Annotated in this window: 13 protein-coding genes; 8 read left to right on the top strand and 5 right to left on the bottom strand. The window is 71.5% G+C overall.

Going from position 1 to position 14,454, the window contains the following annotated elements:
- Positions 1 to 81: 81 nt before the first annotated feature.
- Complete coding sequence (locus tag G537_RS0132685) at positions 82 to 375, top strand: GYD domain-containing protein (RefSeq protein ID WP_026873619.1); 294 nt, start codon at positions 82 to 84, stop codon at positions 373 to 375.
- On the opposite strand, the gene G537_RS0132680 is transcribed toward G537_RS0132685, so the two are convergent.
- Complete coding sequence (locus G537_RS0132680) at positions 372 to 1,682, bottom strand: MFS transporter (RefSeq protein ID WP_026873618.1); 1,311 nt, start codon at positions 1,680 to 1,682, stop codon at positions 372 to 374. The two genes, G537_RS0132685 and G537_RS0132680, sit on opposite strands and share 4 nt — an antisense overlap.
- A gap of 180 nt (positions 1,683 to 1,862) precedes the next feature.
- On the opposite strand from G537_RS0132680, the gene G537_RS0132675 reads away from it, so the two are divergent.
- From G537_RS0132675 to G537_RS0132660, 4 genes are all read left to right on the top strand, one after another.
- A complete protein-coding gene (locus tag G537_RS0132675) occupies positions 1,863 to 3,374 on the top strand; it encodes a serine hydrolase domain-containing protein (protein WP_026873617.1) in 1,512 nt (503 codons plus the stop codon).
- Positions 3,375 to 3,433: 59 nt separating this feature from the next.
- A complete protein-coding gene (locus G537_RS41270; RefSeq protein ID WP_051249422.1) occupies positions 3,434 to 3,952 on the top strand; it encodes a hypothetical protein in 519 nt (172 codons plus the stop codon).
- Between the two features lie 7 nt (positions 3,953 to 3,959).
- A complete protein-coding gene (locus G537_RS0132665; protein WP_026873616.1) occupies positions 3,960 to 4,880 on the top strand; it encodes a complex I NDUFA9 subunit family protein in 921 nt (306 codons plus the stop codon).
- 95 nt (positions 4,881 to 4,975) lie between these two features.
- A complete protein-coding gene (locus G537_RS0132660; RefSeq protein WP_026873615.1) occupies positions 4,976 to 5,836 on the top strand; it encodes an NAD(P)-dependent oxidoreductase in 861 nt (286 codons plus the stop codon).
- Positions 5,837 to 5,890: 54 nt separating this feature from the next.
- Here G537_RS0132660 and G537_RS45525 read toward each other — a convergent pair whose 3' ends face one another.
- The gene (locus G537_RS45525) at positions 5,891 to 7,957 is read right to left on the bottom strand and encodes an FUSC family protein (protein ID WP_162146181.1); all 2,067 of its coding nucleotides are present in this window, start codon (positions 7,955 to 7,957) and stop codon (positions 5,891 to 5,893) included.
- Positions 7,958 to 8,187: 230 nt separating this feature from the next.
- Here G537_RS45525 and G537_RS0132650 point away from each other — a divergent pair, with 230 nt between their 5' ends.
- On the top strand, positions 8,188 to 9,198 hold the full coding sequence (locus G537_RS0132650) for an aldo/keto reductase (protein ID WP_026873614.1): 1,011 nt from the start codon (positions 8,188 to 8,190) through the stop codon (positions 9,196 to 9,198).
- A gap of 161 nt (positions 9,199 to 9,359) precedes the next feature.
- Here the strand turns inward: G537_RS0132650 and G537_RS0132645 are convergent, their stop codons facing one another.
- From G537_RS0132645 to G537_RS0132635, 3 genes are all read right to left on the bottom strand, one after another.
- On the bottom strand, positions 9,360 to 11,048 hold the full coding sequence (locus tag G537_RS0132645) for an AMP-binding protein (RefSeq protein WP_026873613.1): 1,689 nt from the start codon (positions 11,046 to 11,048) through the stop codon (positions 9,360 to 9,362).
- Positions 11,049 to 11,106: 58 nt separating this feature from the next.
- Positions 11,107 to 11,394: a hypothetical protein gene (locus G537_RS0132640; protein WP_026873612.1), complete on the bottom strand. Its 288-nt coding sequence runs from the start codon at positions 11,392 to 11,394 to the stop codon at positions 11,107 to 11,109.
- Between the two features lie 191 nt (positions 11,395 to 11,585).
- On the bottom strand, positions 11,586 to 12,047 hold the full coding sequence (locus G537_RS0132635; RefSeq protein WP_034853791.1) for a VOC family protein: 462 nt from the start codon (positions 12,045 to 12,047) through the stop codon (positions 11,586 to 11,588).
- Between the two features lie 353 nt (positions 12,048 to 12,400).
- Here G537_RS0132635 and G537_RS0132630 point away from each other — a divergent pair, with 353 nt between their 5' ends.
- Both G537_RS0132630 and groL read left to right on the top strand, forming a co-directional pair.
- Positions 12,401 to 12,712, top strand: coding sequence for a co-chaperone GroES (locus G537_RS0132630; protein WP_026873610.1), 312 nt, complete (start codon positions 12,401 to 12,403; stop codon positions 12,710 to 12,712).
- Positions 12,713 to 12,751: 39 nt separating this feature from the next.
- Entirely contained in the window at positions 12,752 to 14,377 is a 1,626-nt protein-coding gene (gene groL / locus G537_RS0132625) for a chaperonin GroEL (RefSeq protein ID WP_026873609.1), read from the top strand.
- The last annotated feature ends 77 nt before the right edge of the window (positions 14,378 to 14,454 follow it).

The following is a 14,454-nucleotide window of genomic DNA, read 5'->3' as shown; positions in this document are numbered from 1 at the left end:
CCGTCATTGGATCGGCATGGTACACTGCGGCTGCCGGCCCGCGAGGCGCAGGCTCCTCCCGGTGCCGGAGAGGATCATGCGATGTCAACCTATGTCATGCTCGGCAGCTGGACCGAGCTGGGGATCCGGAACGTTTCCGACTCGCCGAAGCGGCTCGATGCAGCCAAGGCGCTGCTCCAGGAGATGGGCGGCCAGTTCAGGGCCTTCTACATGACCATGGGCGATCATGATTTCGTGCTCGTCTACGAGGCGCCGGACGACGCGGTCGCGGCCCGCTTCACGCTGATGACGGGCCGCCAGGGCTTCATCCGGACCAGGACGCTGAAGGCGTTCCCGGAGGCGGCCTATCGCGAGGTGATCAACTCGCTGGGCTAGCCCGCAGGCCGCTCCCCGATCGGCGCCGCCGGCGCGGCGCGGAACTGCCGCCCGACCAGAAGGGCGACGGCGGCGGCGACGGCCAGGCTCGCGGCCAGGAGGCCCATACCGGCGGTGAAGCTGCCGGTCGCATCCTTGATCCAGCCGACGGCATAGGGCCCGACGAAGCCGCCGAGATTGCCGATCGAGTTGATCAGGGCGATGCCGCCGGCCGCGGCGGTGCCGCCCAGGAACACCGGCGGCAGGGTCCAGAACGGCCCGAGCGTCGCGTAGATGCCGATCGCGGCGACGCCGAGGAAAACCAGCGACAGCACGGTCGAGGTTGAGGCGATGCTGGCGGCGAAGCCGGCGGCGCTGAGCAGCGCCGGCAGGGCGACATGCAGCACGCGCTCGCCGGTGCGGTCGCTGTGCCGGCCCCAGACCATCATGGCGCCGGCGCTGAGCAGATAGGGCAGGGCGATGATCCAGCCCGTCTGGACGGTGGAGAAGCCCATGCCCTTCACGATCTGCGGCAGCCAGAGGCCGATGCCGTACAGCCCGATGACGATGCCGAAATAGACGAGGCCGAGCAGGATCACCCGCGGATCGGCCAGCGCCGGCCATAGGTCGTGCAGCGGCGGATGCGTCGAGGCTGCGCGGTCGCGCGCCAGATCGGCGGCGATGGCGGCGCGCTCGGTGTCGTCCAGCCAGGGCGCCTGGCGCGGTCCGTCCGGCAGCCACGCCAGGACCAGGAGGCCGAGCAGGCAGGCCGGCAGCCCCTCGATGATGAACAGCCACTGCCAGCCCTTGAGGCCGAACCAGAGATGGGTGGCGTCGAGGATGATGCCGGAGATCGGGGCGCCGATCGCGCTGGCCAGCGGCACCGCCGCCATGAACAGGGCGACGAAGCGGGCCCGCCGCGCCGCCGGGAACCAGTAGGTCAGATACAGGATCATGCCCGGCAGGAACCCGGCCTCGGCGGCGCCGAGCAGGAAACGCAGGATGGTGTAGCTCCAGACGCCCTCGACGAAGGCCATGGCGGCCGAGATCAGCCCCCAGGTGACCATGATCCGGCAGATCCAGAGCCGGGCGCCGACCTTCTCCAGGATGATGTTGCTCGGCACCTCGAACAGGAAGTAGCCGAAGAAGAACACCCCGGCGCCCCAGCCGAAGACATAGGGCGAGATGCCGAGATCGGCGTTCATGGTCAGGGCCGCGAAGCCGACATTCACGCGGTCGAGGAAGCTGACCAGGTAGAGGACCATCATGAACGGGATCAGGCGCAGGCTGACCTTGCGGTACAGCGCCTCGCGATCGACTTCCGGCACGCCGGTCCTCCCCTTTCCTCCGCGCGCCGGTGCTCGGCGCCGCGGTTCCTGCGACTCGTCGCCGAGGGTAGGGACGGATCGCCGATCGAGGGAAGCCAAATCCCGTGATCCCGCCTATAACGGCGTATGATCCCGGCAGTGCGGGCCTGGACGATGCAACGATACGAACGGGAGGCGAGCATGGCGGGCGGGGAGTTGCGCTGGTCGGCTGCGGCGGAGGCGGCGGCCGGGATCGCGGCAGCTTGGGGGCCGGGCGAGCCCGGCGGCGCCGTGGCCGTGTTCGACACGCGGGAGATCCGGGCCGAGGCCTGCGGCGGGGTCGAGAGCCTGGCCCGCGACGTCGCCTTCTCCGGCGACACGGTGGTTCGCTACGCCTCGGTCACCAAGCATGTCTTCGCGGCGCTGGCGCTGACGCAGGACGGCATCGGCCTCGACGATCCGCTCGGCCGGCTGCTGCCGGCCCTGCGCGGCGGCTTGGCCGCGGTCACGGTCGGCCGCGCCCTCGACATGACCGGCGGCCTGCCGGACTTGCGCGAGACCCTGTCGCTGCTCGGCGTCCCCCAGGGCGCAGCGGTGAGCCGGGAGGAGAGCCTCGATGTCCTGTCCCGGCTGACCGAGCTGAACTTCCCGCCGGGGCAGGAGATCTCCTACTCCAACACCGGCTACCGGCTGGTCGACGCGGCGCTGCTGCGCCGGGGCATCGGCTTCGCCGGGCTGGTGCGCGACCGCATCGCCGATCCGCTCGGCATCGGCTTCCGCGTGCCGGAGACCTGGTTCGACCCGATCCGCGGCCTCGCTCCCGGCTACTGGAAGGACGCGACCGGAGCCTGGCAGCTCGCCGCCTCAGGCCAGCACCTCTCCGCCTCCGGCTGCCTGACCGGCAGCCTGCGCGACCTGGTGCGCTGGCAGCAGGCGGTGCTGGCCGACCGCGGGCCGGGGCAGGGCGTGCTCGCCCGGCTCGGCGCGCCGCGCCACCTCGCCGACGGACGGCCGACCGGCTACGGGCTCGGCCTCGCCTGGTCGCGGCTCGGGGCGCACCGGCTGGTCGGGCATGGCGGTTCGCTGCTCGGCTACAAGACCTATTTCCTCTTGGATCCGGAACAGGGAGTCGGTGCCGCCGTGGTCTCCAACCGCGAGGACACGGTCTCGCACGGCACCGCGCTGAAGCTGATGGCGGCGCTGCTGGGCGAGGATCTGCCCCGGCGCGGCACCTCGATCCCCGACGGGCTCTATGTGGCGGAGCAGGGGCCGGAATGGCTCGAGCTGAAGGACGGCGTCGCCAGCTTCCTCGGCACCGGCGAGACCCTCTATCGCGGCGAGGACGGCTGGTCGGTCTCGCTCTCCGCCCATCTGCCGATGCGGCTGCGCTGGGCGGACGGGGCGGTGGAGGGCGAGATCGGCCATGCCGCGCGCCGCTTCCGCCCGATCGAGCCGGACGGCGCGCTCGACCGGGTGCAGGGCGAATGGCTGTGCCCGGAGCATCATGCCGCCTTCACCATCGCCGGCGAGCGGATGGAGACCGGCGCCGGCCCGATCCGGGCCGCGTTGCCGCTGGTGCCGCTCGGCGGCGGCCGGCTTGTGGCCGAAGGCCGGGAGGAGCCCTGGCCGAAGCGGATCGGCCTGGCGTTCGAGGGCGACACCGTCCGGCTGGCGCTGAACCGCAGCCGGATCCTGCGCTTCCGGCGGGGCTAGGAACGGCGGGGTGCCGCGTCCCGTTTCCTGGGCGGAGGGGCTGCCGAGGAGACGATGCGATGCAGCAGGCCCGTCAATGGAACGTCACCGCGCTGTTTGACTCTCGGAAGGATGCGGAGGAGGCGGTCGAGCGGCTGATCGATGCGCGCATCCCGAAGGACCGGATCCGGCTGGTGCCGGGCAACGAGATCGACCCGAAGGGCGATCCCGACGCCTGGGGCGATGAGCCGCCCCTGCCCGAGCAGCGGATGGGCATCCTCGAATCCCTGCGCGGACTGTTCTTCCCCGATGACGAGCGCTTCACCTATGGCGAGCACCTCCGCCGCGGCTGCTGCATGATCTCGGTCCAGGTGACCGATGCCGAACATGACCGCGTGCTCGATATCCTGGACGATGAGGGCACCGTCGACATGGATGCGCGCGAGGACCGCTGGCGGGCCGGCGGCTGGACCGGCCCGGTGGTCCCGCTCACCGCGGCCAATGAGGACGACTCGGTCTGGCGCCGCGACGTGGAGCGCAGCCGGCCGCGCGTCCGCTCCTATGTCGGCGGTGCCGCCGCGGTGAACAAGGGCGGCTGAGCGGGCCATGGCGCAACCGCTGGCGACGGTGTTCGGCGGCACCGGCTTTCTCGGCCGGCGCGTGGTGCGGCAGCTGGTCGACCAGGGCTTCGCCGTCCGGGTCGCGTCGCGGCATCCGGATCGTGACGGAGACCTGCCGCCAGCCGGCGACGGCGCGGCCGAACCGGCGCGGGCGGACGTGACCGACGACCACTCGGTCGCCCAGGCCGTCGCCGGCGCGCAGGTGGTGGTCAACGCCGTCAGCCTCTATGTCGAGCGGGCGGGAGCCACGTTTCGCTCCATCCATGTCGAGGCCGCGGCCCGGGTCGCGCGGCAGGCGCAGCAGGCTGGCGCGGCGACCCTGGTCCATCTCTCCGGCATCGGCTCGGACCCGGCGTCCAGCTCTCCCTATATCCGCAGCCGCGGCGAGGGCGAGCGGGCGGTGCGGGCGGCCTTCCCGGCGTCGATCCTGATCCGCCCCTCCGCCATGGTCGGGCCCGGCGACGCCCTGCTGGTGCCGCTGGCCCGGATGCTGCGGCAAGCACCGGTATTCCCGCTGTTCGGCAGCGGCCGGACCCGGCTGCAGCCGGCCTATGTCGAGGATGTCGCGGCGGCGATCGGGCGGGCGGTCGCGGGGCAGGGCGGCGTCACCTACGAGCTCGGCGGCGGCTCCGTCTGCAGCTATCGCGAGCTGGTCGAGCTTGTCGCCCGGCATGTGGGCCGGCGGCCGCCGCTGCTGCTGCCGGTGCCGTTTCCGGCCTGGCAGGTGCTGGCCCTGATCTCGGAGCAGCTGCCGCAGCCGCCGATCGCGCGGAACCAGGTGGAGCTGATGGAGCGCGACAACGTCGCCGACCCGAACAGGCCCGGATTCCCGACCTTGGGGCTGACGCCGCTGTCGGTCGAGCAGGTCCTGCCGCTGGCCGTCCCGCAGGCCGGGCAGGGCGGCTGACGGTCGCGGGTTCACGGATCGGACGGATCGCGCCATCATCCACCGGTCGGGGCCCGGAAGGGGCGGCCGCCGGCGCATCGATCCGGAGGAGATCCATGAATCCGACCATCGCCGTCATCGCCCCCGGGGCGATGGGCAGCGGCGTCGCCCGGCGCCTGACCGAGCACGGTGCCGTCGTCCCGACCCTGCTCGACGGCCGCAGCGCCGCGACCATCGCCCGGGCCCGGGCAGCCGGCATGACGGCGGCCGACGAGGCGACGATCACCGCGGCCGACATCATCCTGTCGATCCTGCCGCCCGGCGAGGCCGTGGCCCTGGCGGAACGGCTGGCGCCGGCCCTGTGTGCCGCGTCCCGCAAGCCGGTCTATGTCGACTGCAACGCCGTGAACGTCGAGACCGTGCAGGCGATCGCCGCGATCATTGCGCCCACCGGCAGCGCCTTCGTCGACGGCGGCATCATCGGCGGTCCGCCTGTGCCGGGCGATGCGGGGCCGGTGCTCTATCTCGCCGGTCCGGAAACGTCGCGGCTGGGCATGCTCGGCGAGCTGGGCCTGCGCATCCGCATGCTCGACGGGCCGGTCGGCGCCGCCTCGGCGCTGAAGATGTGCTATGCGGGCATCAACAAGGGCCTGACCGGGCTGGCCGCCGCCATGATCCTGGCCGCTGACCGGGCCGGCGCCGGCCCGGCGCTGCATGCCGAGCTGGCGGACAGCCAGCCGCAGCTGCTGGCCAAGTTCGAGCGTTCGGTGCCGGACATGTACGCCAAAGCCTATCGCTGGGTGGCCGAGATGCGCGAGATCGCCGATTTCCTCGGCCCCGACGATCCGGCGCGGCTGATCTATGAGGGCATGGCGGGGCTGTATGAGCGGCTGGCCGCCGATGTCGCCGGAGAGAAGCGGGACATCGCGGCGCTGGACCGCTTTCTCGCGACCGGCAAGGCCGACGCGGCGGCGTAAGTCTCCGTCGCGGGCGCGAGCGGAGGCATGGATCGCTCCGTCGGCTTCGTCTCCTCAGGCGTTCTCATTCGTTTGTTTTGGCACCGGCACCAGATGCTCGGCGGCGGCCCGCAGCAGCACGATTTCCTGCAGCAGGCGTGACCGCTCCGGATCGTCGGCCGCCCCGTCCGGCGGCGGCTCGGCCGGGGGCAGGGCGGTGCCGCGGCGCAGCGCCCCGGCCAGGGCCGCGGTCTCGGCGCCGACCCATCGCCCGAACGCGGCGTCCCCGGCCCGCGCGTCCAGCCGGTGCAGCCAGGCGGCGGTGGCGGTGCCGGCCAGCTGGCGGGCCAGGATGACGATGCTCAGACCAGCGTCCAGCGCCTCGCGCTGCCACCAGGCCTCCAGCATCGTCCGGCCGTGCACCGCCTCGGCATTGCCGCTGGCGAGGCCGGCGGCGCGCCGTGCCGCCTCGATCGCCGCCTCGTCCCGCTCCGGCGCGAAGGCCAGGGCGGCGTAGCGGCCATTCGCCTCGACCGCCTCGGCCAGAGCCGGCCGCAGCCGCCGGCCCTCGCGGCTCGGCCACAGCAGGAGCCCGCCGAGCACGCCGATGGCGCTGCCCAGCACGTTGTAGAGGGCGCGCATCCAGGCCAGGGCCGGCTCGCTCGTCCCCGGCTGCGACAACTCGATCACCAGCACGAAGAGCGGGGTCAGGAAGAAGACGAACAGGCCGTAATTGACCGAGCGCACCGCCATGGTCGCGATCGCCAGCGGGAACACCGCGGCGGTCAGGGCGAAAGGCGTGTGCAGCACGAGGCCGAGCAGGGCCGCCAACGCGCCGCCGAGCACGCTGCCGACCGCCCGCTCCAGCGCCCGCGGCCAGGTGGTGGCCACCGAAGGCTGCAGCACCAGCACCACGGCCATCGCCATCCAATAGGCATAGGGCAGGCCCAGGATATGGCTCAGCATCACCGCCCCGGCGGTGGCGACGGCGCAGCGCAGGGCATGGCGCAGGGTCTCGGACCGCCAGGTCAGCTGTGCCCGCAGCGGCGCCAGCCACTGTCGGCGGGCGGCGGGCTGGGCGGCGGAGCGGGTGTCCTCCGGCGGCGTCTCGCCGGCCGACCGCAGCTGGTCGGTGATCGCCCGCAGCCCGGCCGCGACCGGCCCGCCGCCGGGCGATCCGATCAGGCCGTCCAGGCGGTCCAGCGACCGCCGCCACGGCGCCGCCTCTTCGCGCCCGGCCTCGAAGGCATGGGCCTGGCGGTACAGCACCATCGCCAGGCGGCGCAGCGCCAGACGCTGCGAGACCTCCCGTTCCGTCTCCGGCGGGCCGGCATGCTGGCGCAGGTCGCTCAGCGCGATCAGCCGGGCGAAGACCCGTTCGGAGCGATCCAGGGCCAGCAGCAGCCGCTCCAGCGGGGCGGCCAGGCCGCGGCCGCGCATGGCCCGGTCCAGCGTCGCACGGGCGGACTCGATCGCCGTGCGCACCGCTTGGCGATAGCGCTGGGCGTGCAGCACCCAGTCGCGCGGCGCGGCGCCGGCGTCCAGCCGAGCCAAGCCGGCGGCCATCGCGGCGAGGCTGCGATAGACGGTGGCGACGCCCGCCCGGGCGGGCCGGAACGGATGGATGCGCCAGATCGACAGGGTCAGCAGCATCGCCCAGACGCAGCCGCCGAGATAGGCGGCGGCGAATTCGACCAGCGCCGCCGGACTGGGGGTGTGATGGTCGACCGCGACGACGCAGGCCACCACCGCCAGCGTGCCGATCTGCCGGGCGGCGGCGCCATAGACCCGGACCACGCTGCCGATCAGGGCGCACAGGAACACGGCCGCTGTGGCCCAGGGCCAGCCCTGGGCGGAGGCCGCGGCACCGATCACGGCGAAGGCGCCGGACAGCAGGGTGAAGCCGCCCAGTGCCTGCACGCGGTCGCGATTCGGCCCGCCGGGGTCGGCGAGGCAGGTCCAGAACGCCGCGATCGCGGCCCAGGCCAGGATCGGCGCGTGCAGCAGGCTGCCGATGGCGACCACCACGGCGCAGGAGGCGGCGGCGCGCAGGCCTTCGCCGATGCTGAGGCTGCGCGGCGAGACGGCGATGGCGGCACGGATCAGGGACGGCGGGCGGCGGGCCGCCGCGGCACGGCTCATCCGCGGCACCGCCTGGGGGCCGGACTCCGGGAAAGGCTGCTCATCGCTGTCGTCTCCATGTCGGCCGCGGGCCGCCCTTCTGCGCGCTCCTCCCCTGTCTAGCCGAAGCAGGATAGCCTGTCCGCCGGCCGAACGGCTGCGGCGCGAGGGCACGTCTGCCCTGCGATCGAAGGGCAGCGCGGTCAGGCCGTTCCGGGCCATGATCCCGATCTCGCAGGAAGGAGAGGCCGATGGAGTACCGCAATCTCGGGCGCAGCGGGCTGAAGGTGTCGCCGCTCTGCCTCGGCACCATGATGTTCGGCGGCCCGACCGACGAGCCGACCGCGACCCGCATCATCGACCATGCGCGGGAGGCGGGGATCAACTTCATCGACACCGCCGATGTCTACACCGGCGGACGGTCGGAGGAGATCGTCGGCCGCGCCATCGCCGGCCACCGCTCCTGGTGGGTGCTGGCGACCAAGCTGGCCAACCCGACCGGCGACGGGCCGAACGACCGCGGCCTGTCGCGCCGCCGCGCCTTCCTGGCGGTGGAGGCCAGCCTGCGCCGCCTCGGCACCGACACGATCGACATCCTCTACCTGCACAAGGAGGATCCGGCCACGCCGCTGGAGGAGACGGTGTCGGCGCTGGCCGACCTGATCCGCCAGGGCAAGATCCGCTATTTCGGCGTCTCCAACCATCGCGCCTGGCGGGTGGCGGAGATCTGCCGGCTGTGCGACCGGGCCGGGATCGAGCGGCCGGTGGTCAGCCAGCCCTATTACAACCTCTTGAACCGGATGCCGGAGGCCGAGCATCTGCCGGCCTGCGCCCATTACGGGCTCGGCGTCGTGCCCTACAGCCCGCTGGCGCGCGGCGTGCTGACCGGCAAGTACAAACCGGGCGCGACGCCGGAGGAGGGCAGCCGTGCCGGCCGCCAGGACAAGCGCATGCTGGAGACGGAGTGGCGGCCGGAGAGCCTGGCGATCGCGGCCGAGCTGGCGGAGCATGCGCGCGGCCGCGGCATCACCCCGGGCCAGTTCGCCGTGGCCTGGCTGCTGAACAACCGCATCGTCACGGCGCCGATCGCCGGACCGCGGACCGAGGAGCAGTGGGCCGACTATCTCGGAGCGCTGGACTACGCCTTCACGGCCGAGGACGAGGCGCTGGTGAACCGGTTGGTGATCACCGGCCATCCCTCGAGCCCTGGCTACAACGACCCGGCCTACCCGATCGAGGGAAGGGTGCCGCGGGCGGGGTAGGGCTCGGGGCTGGATGGGCCGGAGCCACCCCCTCACCCGAAATCGCTTCGCGATTTCGACCTCTCCCCGGGGGAGAGGTGATGTTTCCCTCTCCTCGGGGAGAGGGAGGGGCCCATTCGCGTTGGCGAACGGGAAGGTGAGGGGGAGAGCTGGCCCTGCCGTCAAGCCGTCTCCGCCGCCCTGATCCCCAGCTCCGCCTCCATCGCCTGGCGCATCCGGAACTTCTGGATCTTGCCGGTCACGGTCATCGGGAAGCCGTCGACGAAGCGGATGTAGCGCGGGATCTTCTGATGCGCGATCTGGCCGTCGCAGAAGCCGCGCACCTCCTCGGCGGTCAGGGATTCGCCCTCGCGGATCCGGATCCAGGCGCACAGCTCCTCGCCGTATTTGGGGTCGGGGACGCCGAACACCTGCACGTCCTGGACCTTCGGGTGGCGGTACAGGAACTCCTCGACCTCGCGCGGATAGATGTTCTCGCCGCCGCGGATCACCAGGTCCTTGATCCGGCCGACGATGTTGCAGAAGCCCTCGGCGTCGATCACCGCCAGGTCGCCGGAATGCATCCAGCCGGCGGCGTCCACCACCTCCACCGTCTTGTCCGGCTGGTCCCAGTAGCCGCGCATCACCGAATAGCCGCGGGTGCACAGCTCGCCGCGCTGGCCGCGCGGCACGATCCGGCCCTCCGGGTCGACGATCTTCACCTCGAGATGAGGATGGATCCGGCCGACGGTGGAGACGCGCCGCTCCAGCGGGTCGTCGACCGCGCTCTGGAAGCTCACCGGGCTGGTTTCGGTCATGCCGTAGCAGATGGTGATCTCACGGATGTTCATCTGGCCCACCACCCGCTTCATCACCTCGATCGGGCAGGGCGACCCGGCCATGATGCCGGTGCGCAGGCTGCCGAGGTCGAACTCGCCGAAGCGCGGGTGGTCGAGCATGGCGATGAACATGGTCGGCACGCCGTAGAGGGCGGTGCAGCGCTCCTCCGCCGCCGTCGTCAGCGTCGCCAGCGGGTCGAAGCCCTCGCCCGGATAGACCATGGCGGCGCCGTGGGTGACGGCGGCCAGGTTGCCCATCACCATGCCGAAGCAATGGTACAGCGGCACCGGGATGCAGATCCGGTCCCGCTCGCCCAGCGCCAGGCCGCGGCCGACGAAATAGCCGTTGTTCAGGATGTTGTGGTGGCTGAGGGTCACGCCCTTGGGCGAGCCGGTGGTGCCGCTGGTGAACTGGATGTTGGCCGGGTCGTCGAACTGCACCGTGCCGGCGAGCTGCTGCAGCCGCGCCCGCTCCGCCGCGCCGCCCAGGCCGGCCACGCGGTCGAAGGGGACGGTGCCGGGGGCCGTCCCCCCGATCTGGATGACGCTGCGCAGCGCCGGCAGCTTCGCCGCCTGCAGCCGCCCCGGCTCGGACCCCGCCAGCTCCGGCGCCAGGGTGTTCAGCATGCCGAGATAGTCGCTGGTCTTGAACGCGGTAGCGGTGACCAGCGCCGCGCAGCCGACCAGGTTCAGGGCGTATTCCAGCTCGGCCAGGCGGTAGGCCGGGTTGACCGTGACCAGGATCAGCCCGGCCTTGGCGGCGGCGAACTGGGTCAGCGCCCATTCCGCCCGGTTCAGCGACCAGATGCCGATGCGGTCGCCCGGCTGCAGGCCGAGGGCGAGCAGGCCGGCGGCGAAGGCCTCGGCCCGGACGGCGAAGTCCCGCCAGCTCCAGCGGATGCCTTGCCCGCGGTCGATCAGCGCCGGCCGGTCGGGCCAGCGTTCGGCAGTGCGGTCCAGCGCCTGCCCGATGGTCTCGCCCAGCAACGGCACGTCGGCGATGCCGCTGACATAGCTCGGTTCGCTGATCATGGGCGCCTCCCGATCCGCCTCGTTGTCGGAGGCAGTCTAGCGGGCGGGCCGAAAACGGCTAGTCGATCCAGCCGCGCACGTCGTTGGCCGCCACCAGCGCCTTGTCGAAGGCGCGGAGGTCGAAGCGGCGGGCCTCGTCCTCCTCGGCGGCGGTCAGCGGGTCGCTCCGCCGCATCTCTGCCTCCGCCTCCGCATCCCGGCCCTGCCGGAGGAGGTCCGTGGCGTGCTTCCAGTTGAGCCGCTGCCGCGGGACCGGACCCGAGCCGGTCTGCGCCCAGTCGCGCAGGCCGATGCAGAGAGACGTAAAGAGAAGCAGGCCGGGATCGCCGTTCGCTTCCTGGCTCATGGGGACTCCAAACGGTTCTGTTCCGGAATGACATGGTCCGGAGCCGCACAAGGGCAACGGGACCGCGGGCATGGTCGGGCTGCGCCAGCCCGACCGCCCCGGACTAGCCCAGCCCGCATGCGGGCGTCAACGATCGATGGCGGAGGCGGGGAGGGACGACGCCGCATCTCCCCGCCTCGGCCGGCCGGGTCTCAGGACGCCGGGGCGCCGGCCACGGTGATCATCCAGGACACGCCGAAGCGGTCCGCGACCATGCCGAAGCGCGAGGAGAAGAAGGTCGGTCCCATCGGCATCTGGATCTGGCCGCCTTCGGCCAAAGCGGCGAACACCTTCTCGGCCTCGGCGTCGCTGGCGGTCTCCAGCGCCAGGGAGATGCCCTTGAACTCCGGCTTGCCCTGGCACATGCCGTCGGAGGCGAACAGCCTTGTGCCGCCGACGGTGAATTCGGCATGCATCACCTTCTCGGCCATGTCGGCGGTGACGGGGCCGCATCCTTCCTGGGCCGGTTCCGGCTGAGGGGGAGCGTCCTTGAAGCGGAACAGCTGCTCCACCCTGGCGCCGAGGGTGCGCTGGTAGAATTCGAGCGCCTCGTCGCAGCGTCCGTCGAAGAACAGATACGGCTTGACCGCCTGGGAACCGGAATGGCCTTGCATGATGCGTTCCTCTCCTGGGTTTGTGGTTCGGACCGGCGCGGCAGGGGCCGGCACTGATCCAAGGACGAACCGCGGGGCCGGGATCCGACAGCGCCGCGGATTATTTCGAGGCCGGCCTGCCTGGGCTTGGCGATCCTACGCCACCATGGCGGCCGCGCCGAGTCCCACGGTTTTCGTCCGTGATTTCAGCGGGTTGGCACTCTCCTGCTGAGAGTGCCAAAAATTTTGAGGAAGGTTCTTGAAGCCGATTTCCGGCCTACCTATGTCGGCATTCGTCGGGCCGGCGCCCCTGCATTTTCAGCGGCGCCGCCCATGCTCATACGACGCTGTTGGCAAGACAGGAGTAGTCCGCAATGACGTTCCGTCCGCTGCACGATCGCGTGGCCGTCCGGCGCCTCACCAGCGAGGAGAAGACCAAGGGCGGCATCATCATCCCCGACACCGCCAAGGAGAAGCCGCAGGAGGGCGAGGTGATCGCCGTGGGCCCCGGCGCGCGGGATGAGCGGGGCGAGCTCGTGCCGCCCGATGTGAAGGTCGGCGACCGCGTGCTGTTCGGCAAGTGGTCGGGCACCGAGGTCAGGATCGACGGGGAGGAGATCCTGATCATGAAGGAAAGCGACATCATGGGCGTCCTGGAAGGCGGCGCCCTGCGCCAGGCCGCCTGATTTCCCCGCGTGGTCGTGTTTCGTTGAGGAGGAATGAACATGGCTGCCAAGGATGTGAAGTTCTCCGCCGACGCGCGGGAGCGCATGCTGCGCGGCGTCGAGATCCTGGCCGACGCGGTCAAGGTCACGCTGGGCCCGAAGGGCCGCAATGTGGTGCTCGATAAATCGTTCGGCGCGCCGCGGATCACCAAGGACGGCGTCACCGTCGCCAAGGAGATCGAGCTTTCCGACAAGTTCGAGAACATGGGCGCGCAGATGGTGCGCGAGGTCGCGTCGAAGACCAGCGACATCGCGGGTGACGGCACCACCACCGCGACCATCCTGGCCTCGGCGATCGTCAGGGAAGGCGCCAAGGCGGTGGCCGCGGGCCTGAACCCGATGGACCTGAAGCGCGGCATCGACAAGGCGGTCGAGGCCGTGGTCGCCGAGCTCAAGGCCAAGGCGCGGAAGATCACCAAGAACGACGAGATCGCGCAGGTCGGCACCATCTCCGCCAATGGCGACGCCGAGATCGGCAAGTTCCTGGCCGAGGCGATGCAGAAGGTCGGCAACGAGGGCGTGATCACGGTCGAGGAGGCGAAGAGCCTCGACACCGAGCTCGAAGTGGTCGAAGGCATGCAGTTCGACCGCGGCTACGTCTCGCCCTACTTCGTGACCAATCCGGAGAAGATGCGGGTCGAGCTCGAGGACGCCTATGTCCTGATCCATGAGAAGAAGCTGTCCTCGCTGCAGGCGCTGGTGCCGCTGCTCGAGGCGGTGGTGCAGAGCGGCCGGCCGCTGCTGGTGATCGCCGAGGATGTCGAGGGCGAGGCCCTGGCCACCCTCGTGGTCAACAAGCTGCGCGGCGGCCTGAAGGTCGCGGCGGTCAAGGCCCCGGGCTTCGGCGATCGCCGCAAGGCGATGCTCGAGGACATCGCCACCCTGACCGGCGGCACCGCGATCTCCGAGGATCTCGGCATCAAGCTCGAGAACGCCACCCTCGACATGCTGGGCCGCGCCAAGCGGGTGGTGATCGAGAAGGAGAACACCACGATCATCGACGGCGCCGGGTCCAAGGACGAGATCCAGGGCCGCTGCAACCAGATCCGGGCGCAGATCGAGGAGACCACCTCGGACTACGACCGCGAGAAGCTGCAGGAGCGCCTGGCCAAGCTGGCGGGCGGCGTCGCGGTGATCCGCGTCGGCGGCGCCACCGAGGTCGAGGTGAAGGAGCGCAAGGACCGGGTCGACGACGCGATGCACGCGACCAAGGCCGCGGTGGAGGAGGGCATCCTGCCGGGCGGCGGCGTCGCCCTGCTGCGGGCGGCCAAGGCGCTCGACGCGCTGCAGCCGGACAATGACGACCAGCGCGTCGGCATCGACATCGTCCGCCGGGCGCTGCAGGCGCCGGCGCGGCAGATCGCGCTCAATGCCGGCGAAGACGGGTCGCTGGTCGTGGGCAGGGTGCTGGAGGCCAGTGAGCACGCCTTCGGCTTCGACGCTCAGGCCGGCGAATACGGCGACATGTACGCCAAGGGCATCATCGATCCGGCCAAGGTCGTGCGCACCGCACTGCAGGACGCGGCGTCGGTCGCCGGCCTCCTGATCACCACCGAGGCGATGGTCGCCGAACTGCCGAAGAAGCCGGCCGAGACCCCGGCGCCCGGCGCGGGCATGGATTACTGAGGCCCGGGCCGGCCGGCGGGAGGCGAGGCGTCTCGTCGCCTCCCGCTGCCGCCGGCCGGCCTGCATCCCCGACCTGG

Source organism: Inquilinus limosus DSM 16000 (genome assembly GCF_000423185.1).
Lineage (GTDB): Bacteria > Pseudomonadota > Alphaproteobacteria > DSM-16000 > Inquilinaceae > Inquilinus > Inquilinus limosus.
Note: the sequence above shows the minus strand (reverse complement) of the source record. Positions and strands in the feature narration are given on the sequence as shown.

What these genes read in the sequence shown, in the direction of transcription:
- G537_RS0132685 (WP_026873619.1), top strand. Translation starts at nt 82, where the DNA reads ATGTCAACCTATGTCATGCTCGGCAGCTGGACCGAGCTGGGGATCCGG.
- G537_RS0132675 (WP_026873617.1), top strand. Translation starts at nt 1,863, where the DNA reads ATGGCGGGCGGGGAGTTGCGCTGGTCGGCTGCGGCGGAGGCGGCGGCC.
- G537_RS41270 (WP_051249422.1), top strand. Translation starts at nt 3,434, where the DNA reads ATGCAGCAGGCCCGTCAATGGAACGTCACCGCGCTGTTTGACTCTCGG.
- G537_RS0132665 (WP_026873616.1), top strand. Translation starts at nt 3,960, where the DNA reads ATGGCGCAACCGCTGGCGACGGTGTTCGGCGGCACCGGCTTTCTCGGC.
- G537_RS0132660 (WP_026873615.1), top strand. Translation starts at nt 4,976, where the DNA reads ATGAATCCGACCATCGCCGTCATCGCCCCCGGGGCGATGGGCAGCGGC.
- G537_RS45525 (WP_162146181.1), bottom strand. Translation starts at nt 7,957, where the DNA reads ATGAGCCGTGCCGCGGCGGCCCGCCGCCCGCCGTCCCTGATCCGTGCC.
- G537_RS0132650 (WP_026873614.1), top strand. Translation starts at nt 8,188, where the DNA reads ATGGAGTACCGCAATCTCGGGCGCAGCGGGCTGAAGGTGTCGCCGCTC.
- G537_RS0132645 (WP_026873613.1), bottom strand. Translation starts at nt 11,048, where the DNA reads ATGATCAGCGAACCGAGCTATGTCAGCGGCATCGCCGACGTGCCGTTG.
- G537_RS0132640 (WP_026873612.1), bottom strand. Translation starts at nt 11,394, where the DNA reads ATGAGCCAGGAAGCGAACGGCGATCCCGGCCTGCTTCTCTTTACGTCT.
- G537_RS0132635 (WP_034853791.1), bottom strand. Translation starts at nt 12,047, where the DNA reads ATGCAAGGCCATTCCGGTTCCCAGGCGGTCAAGCCGTATCTGTTCTTC.
- G537_RS0132630 (WP_026873610.1), top strand. Translation starts at nt 12,401, where the DNA reads ATGACGTTCCGTCCGCTGCACGATCGCGTGGCCGTCCGGCGCCTCACC.
- groL (WP_026873609.1), top strand. Translation starts at nt 12,752, where the DNA reads ATGGCTGCCAAGGATGTGAAGTTCTCCGCCGACGCGCGGGAGCGCATG.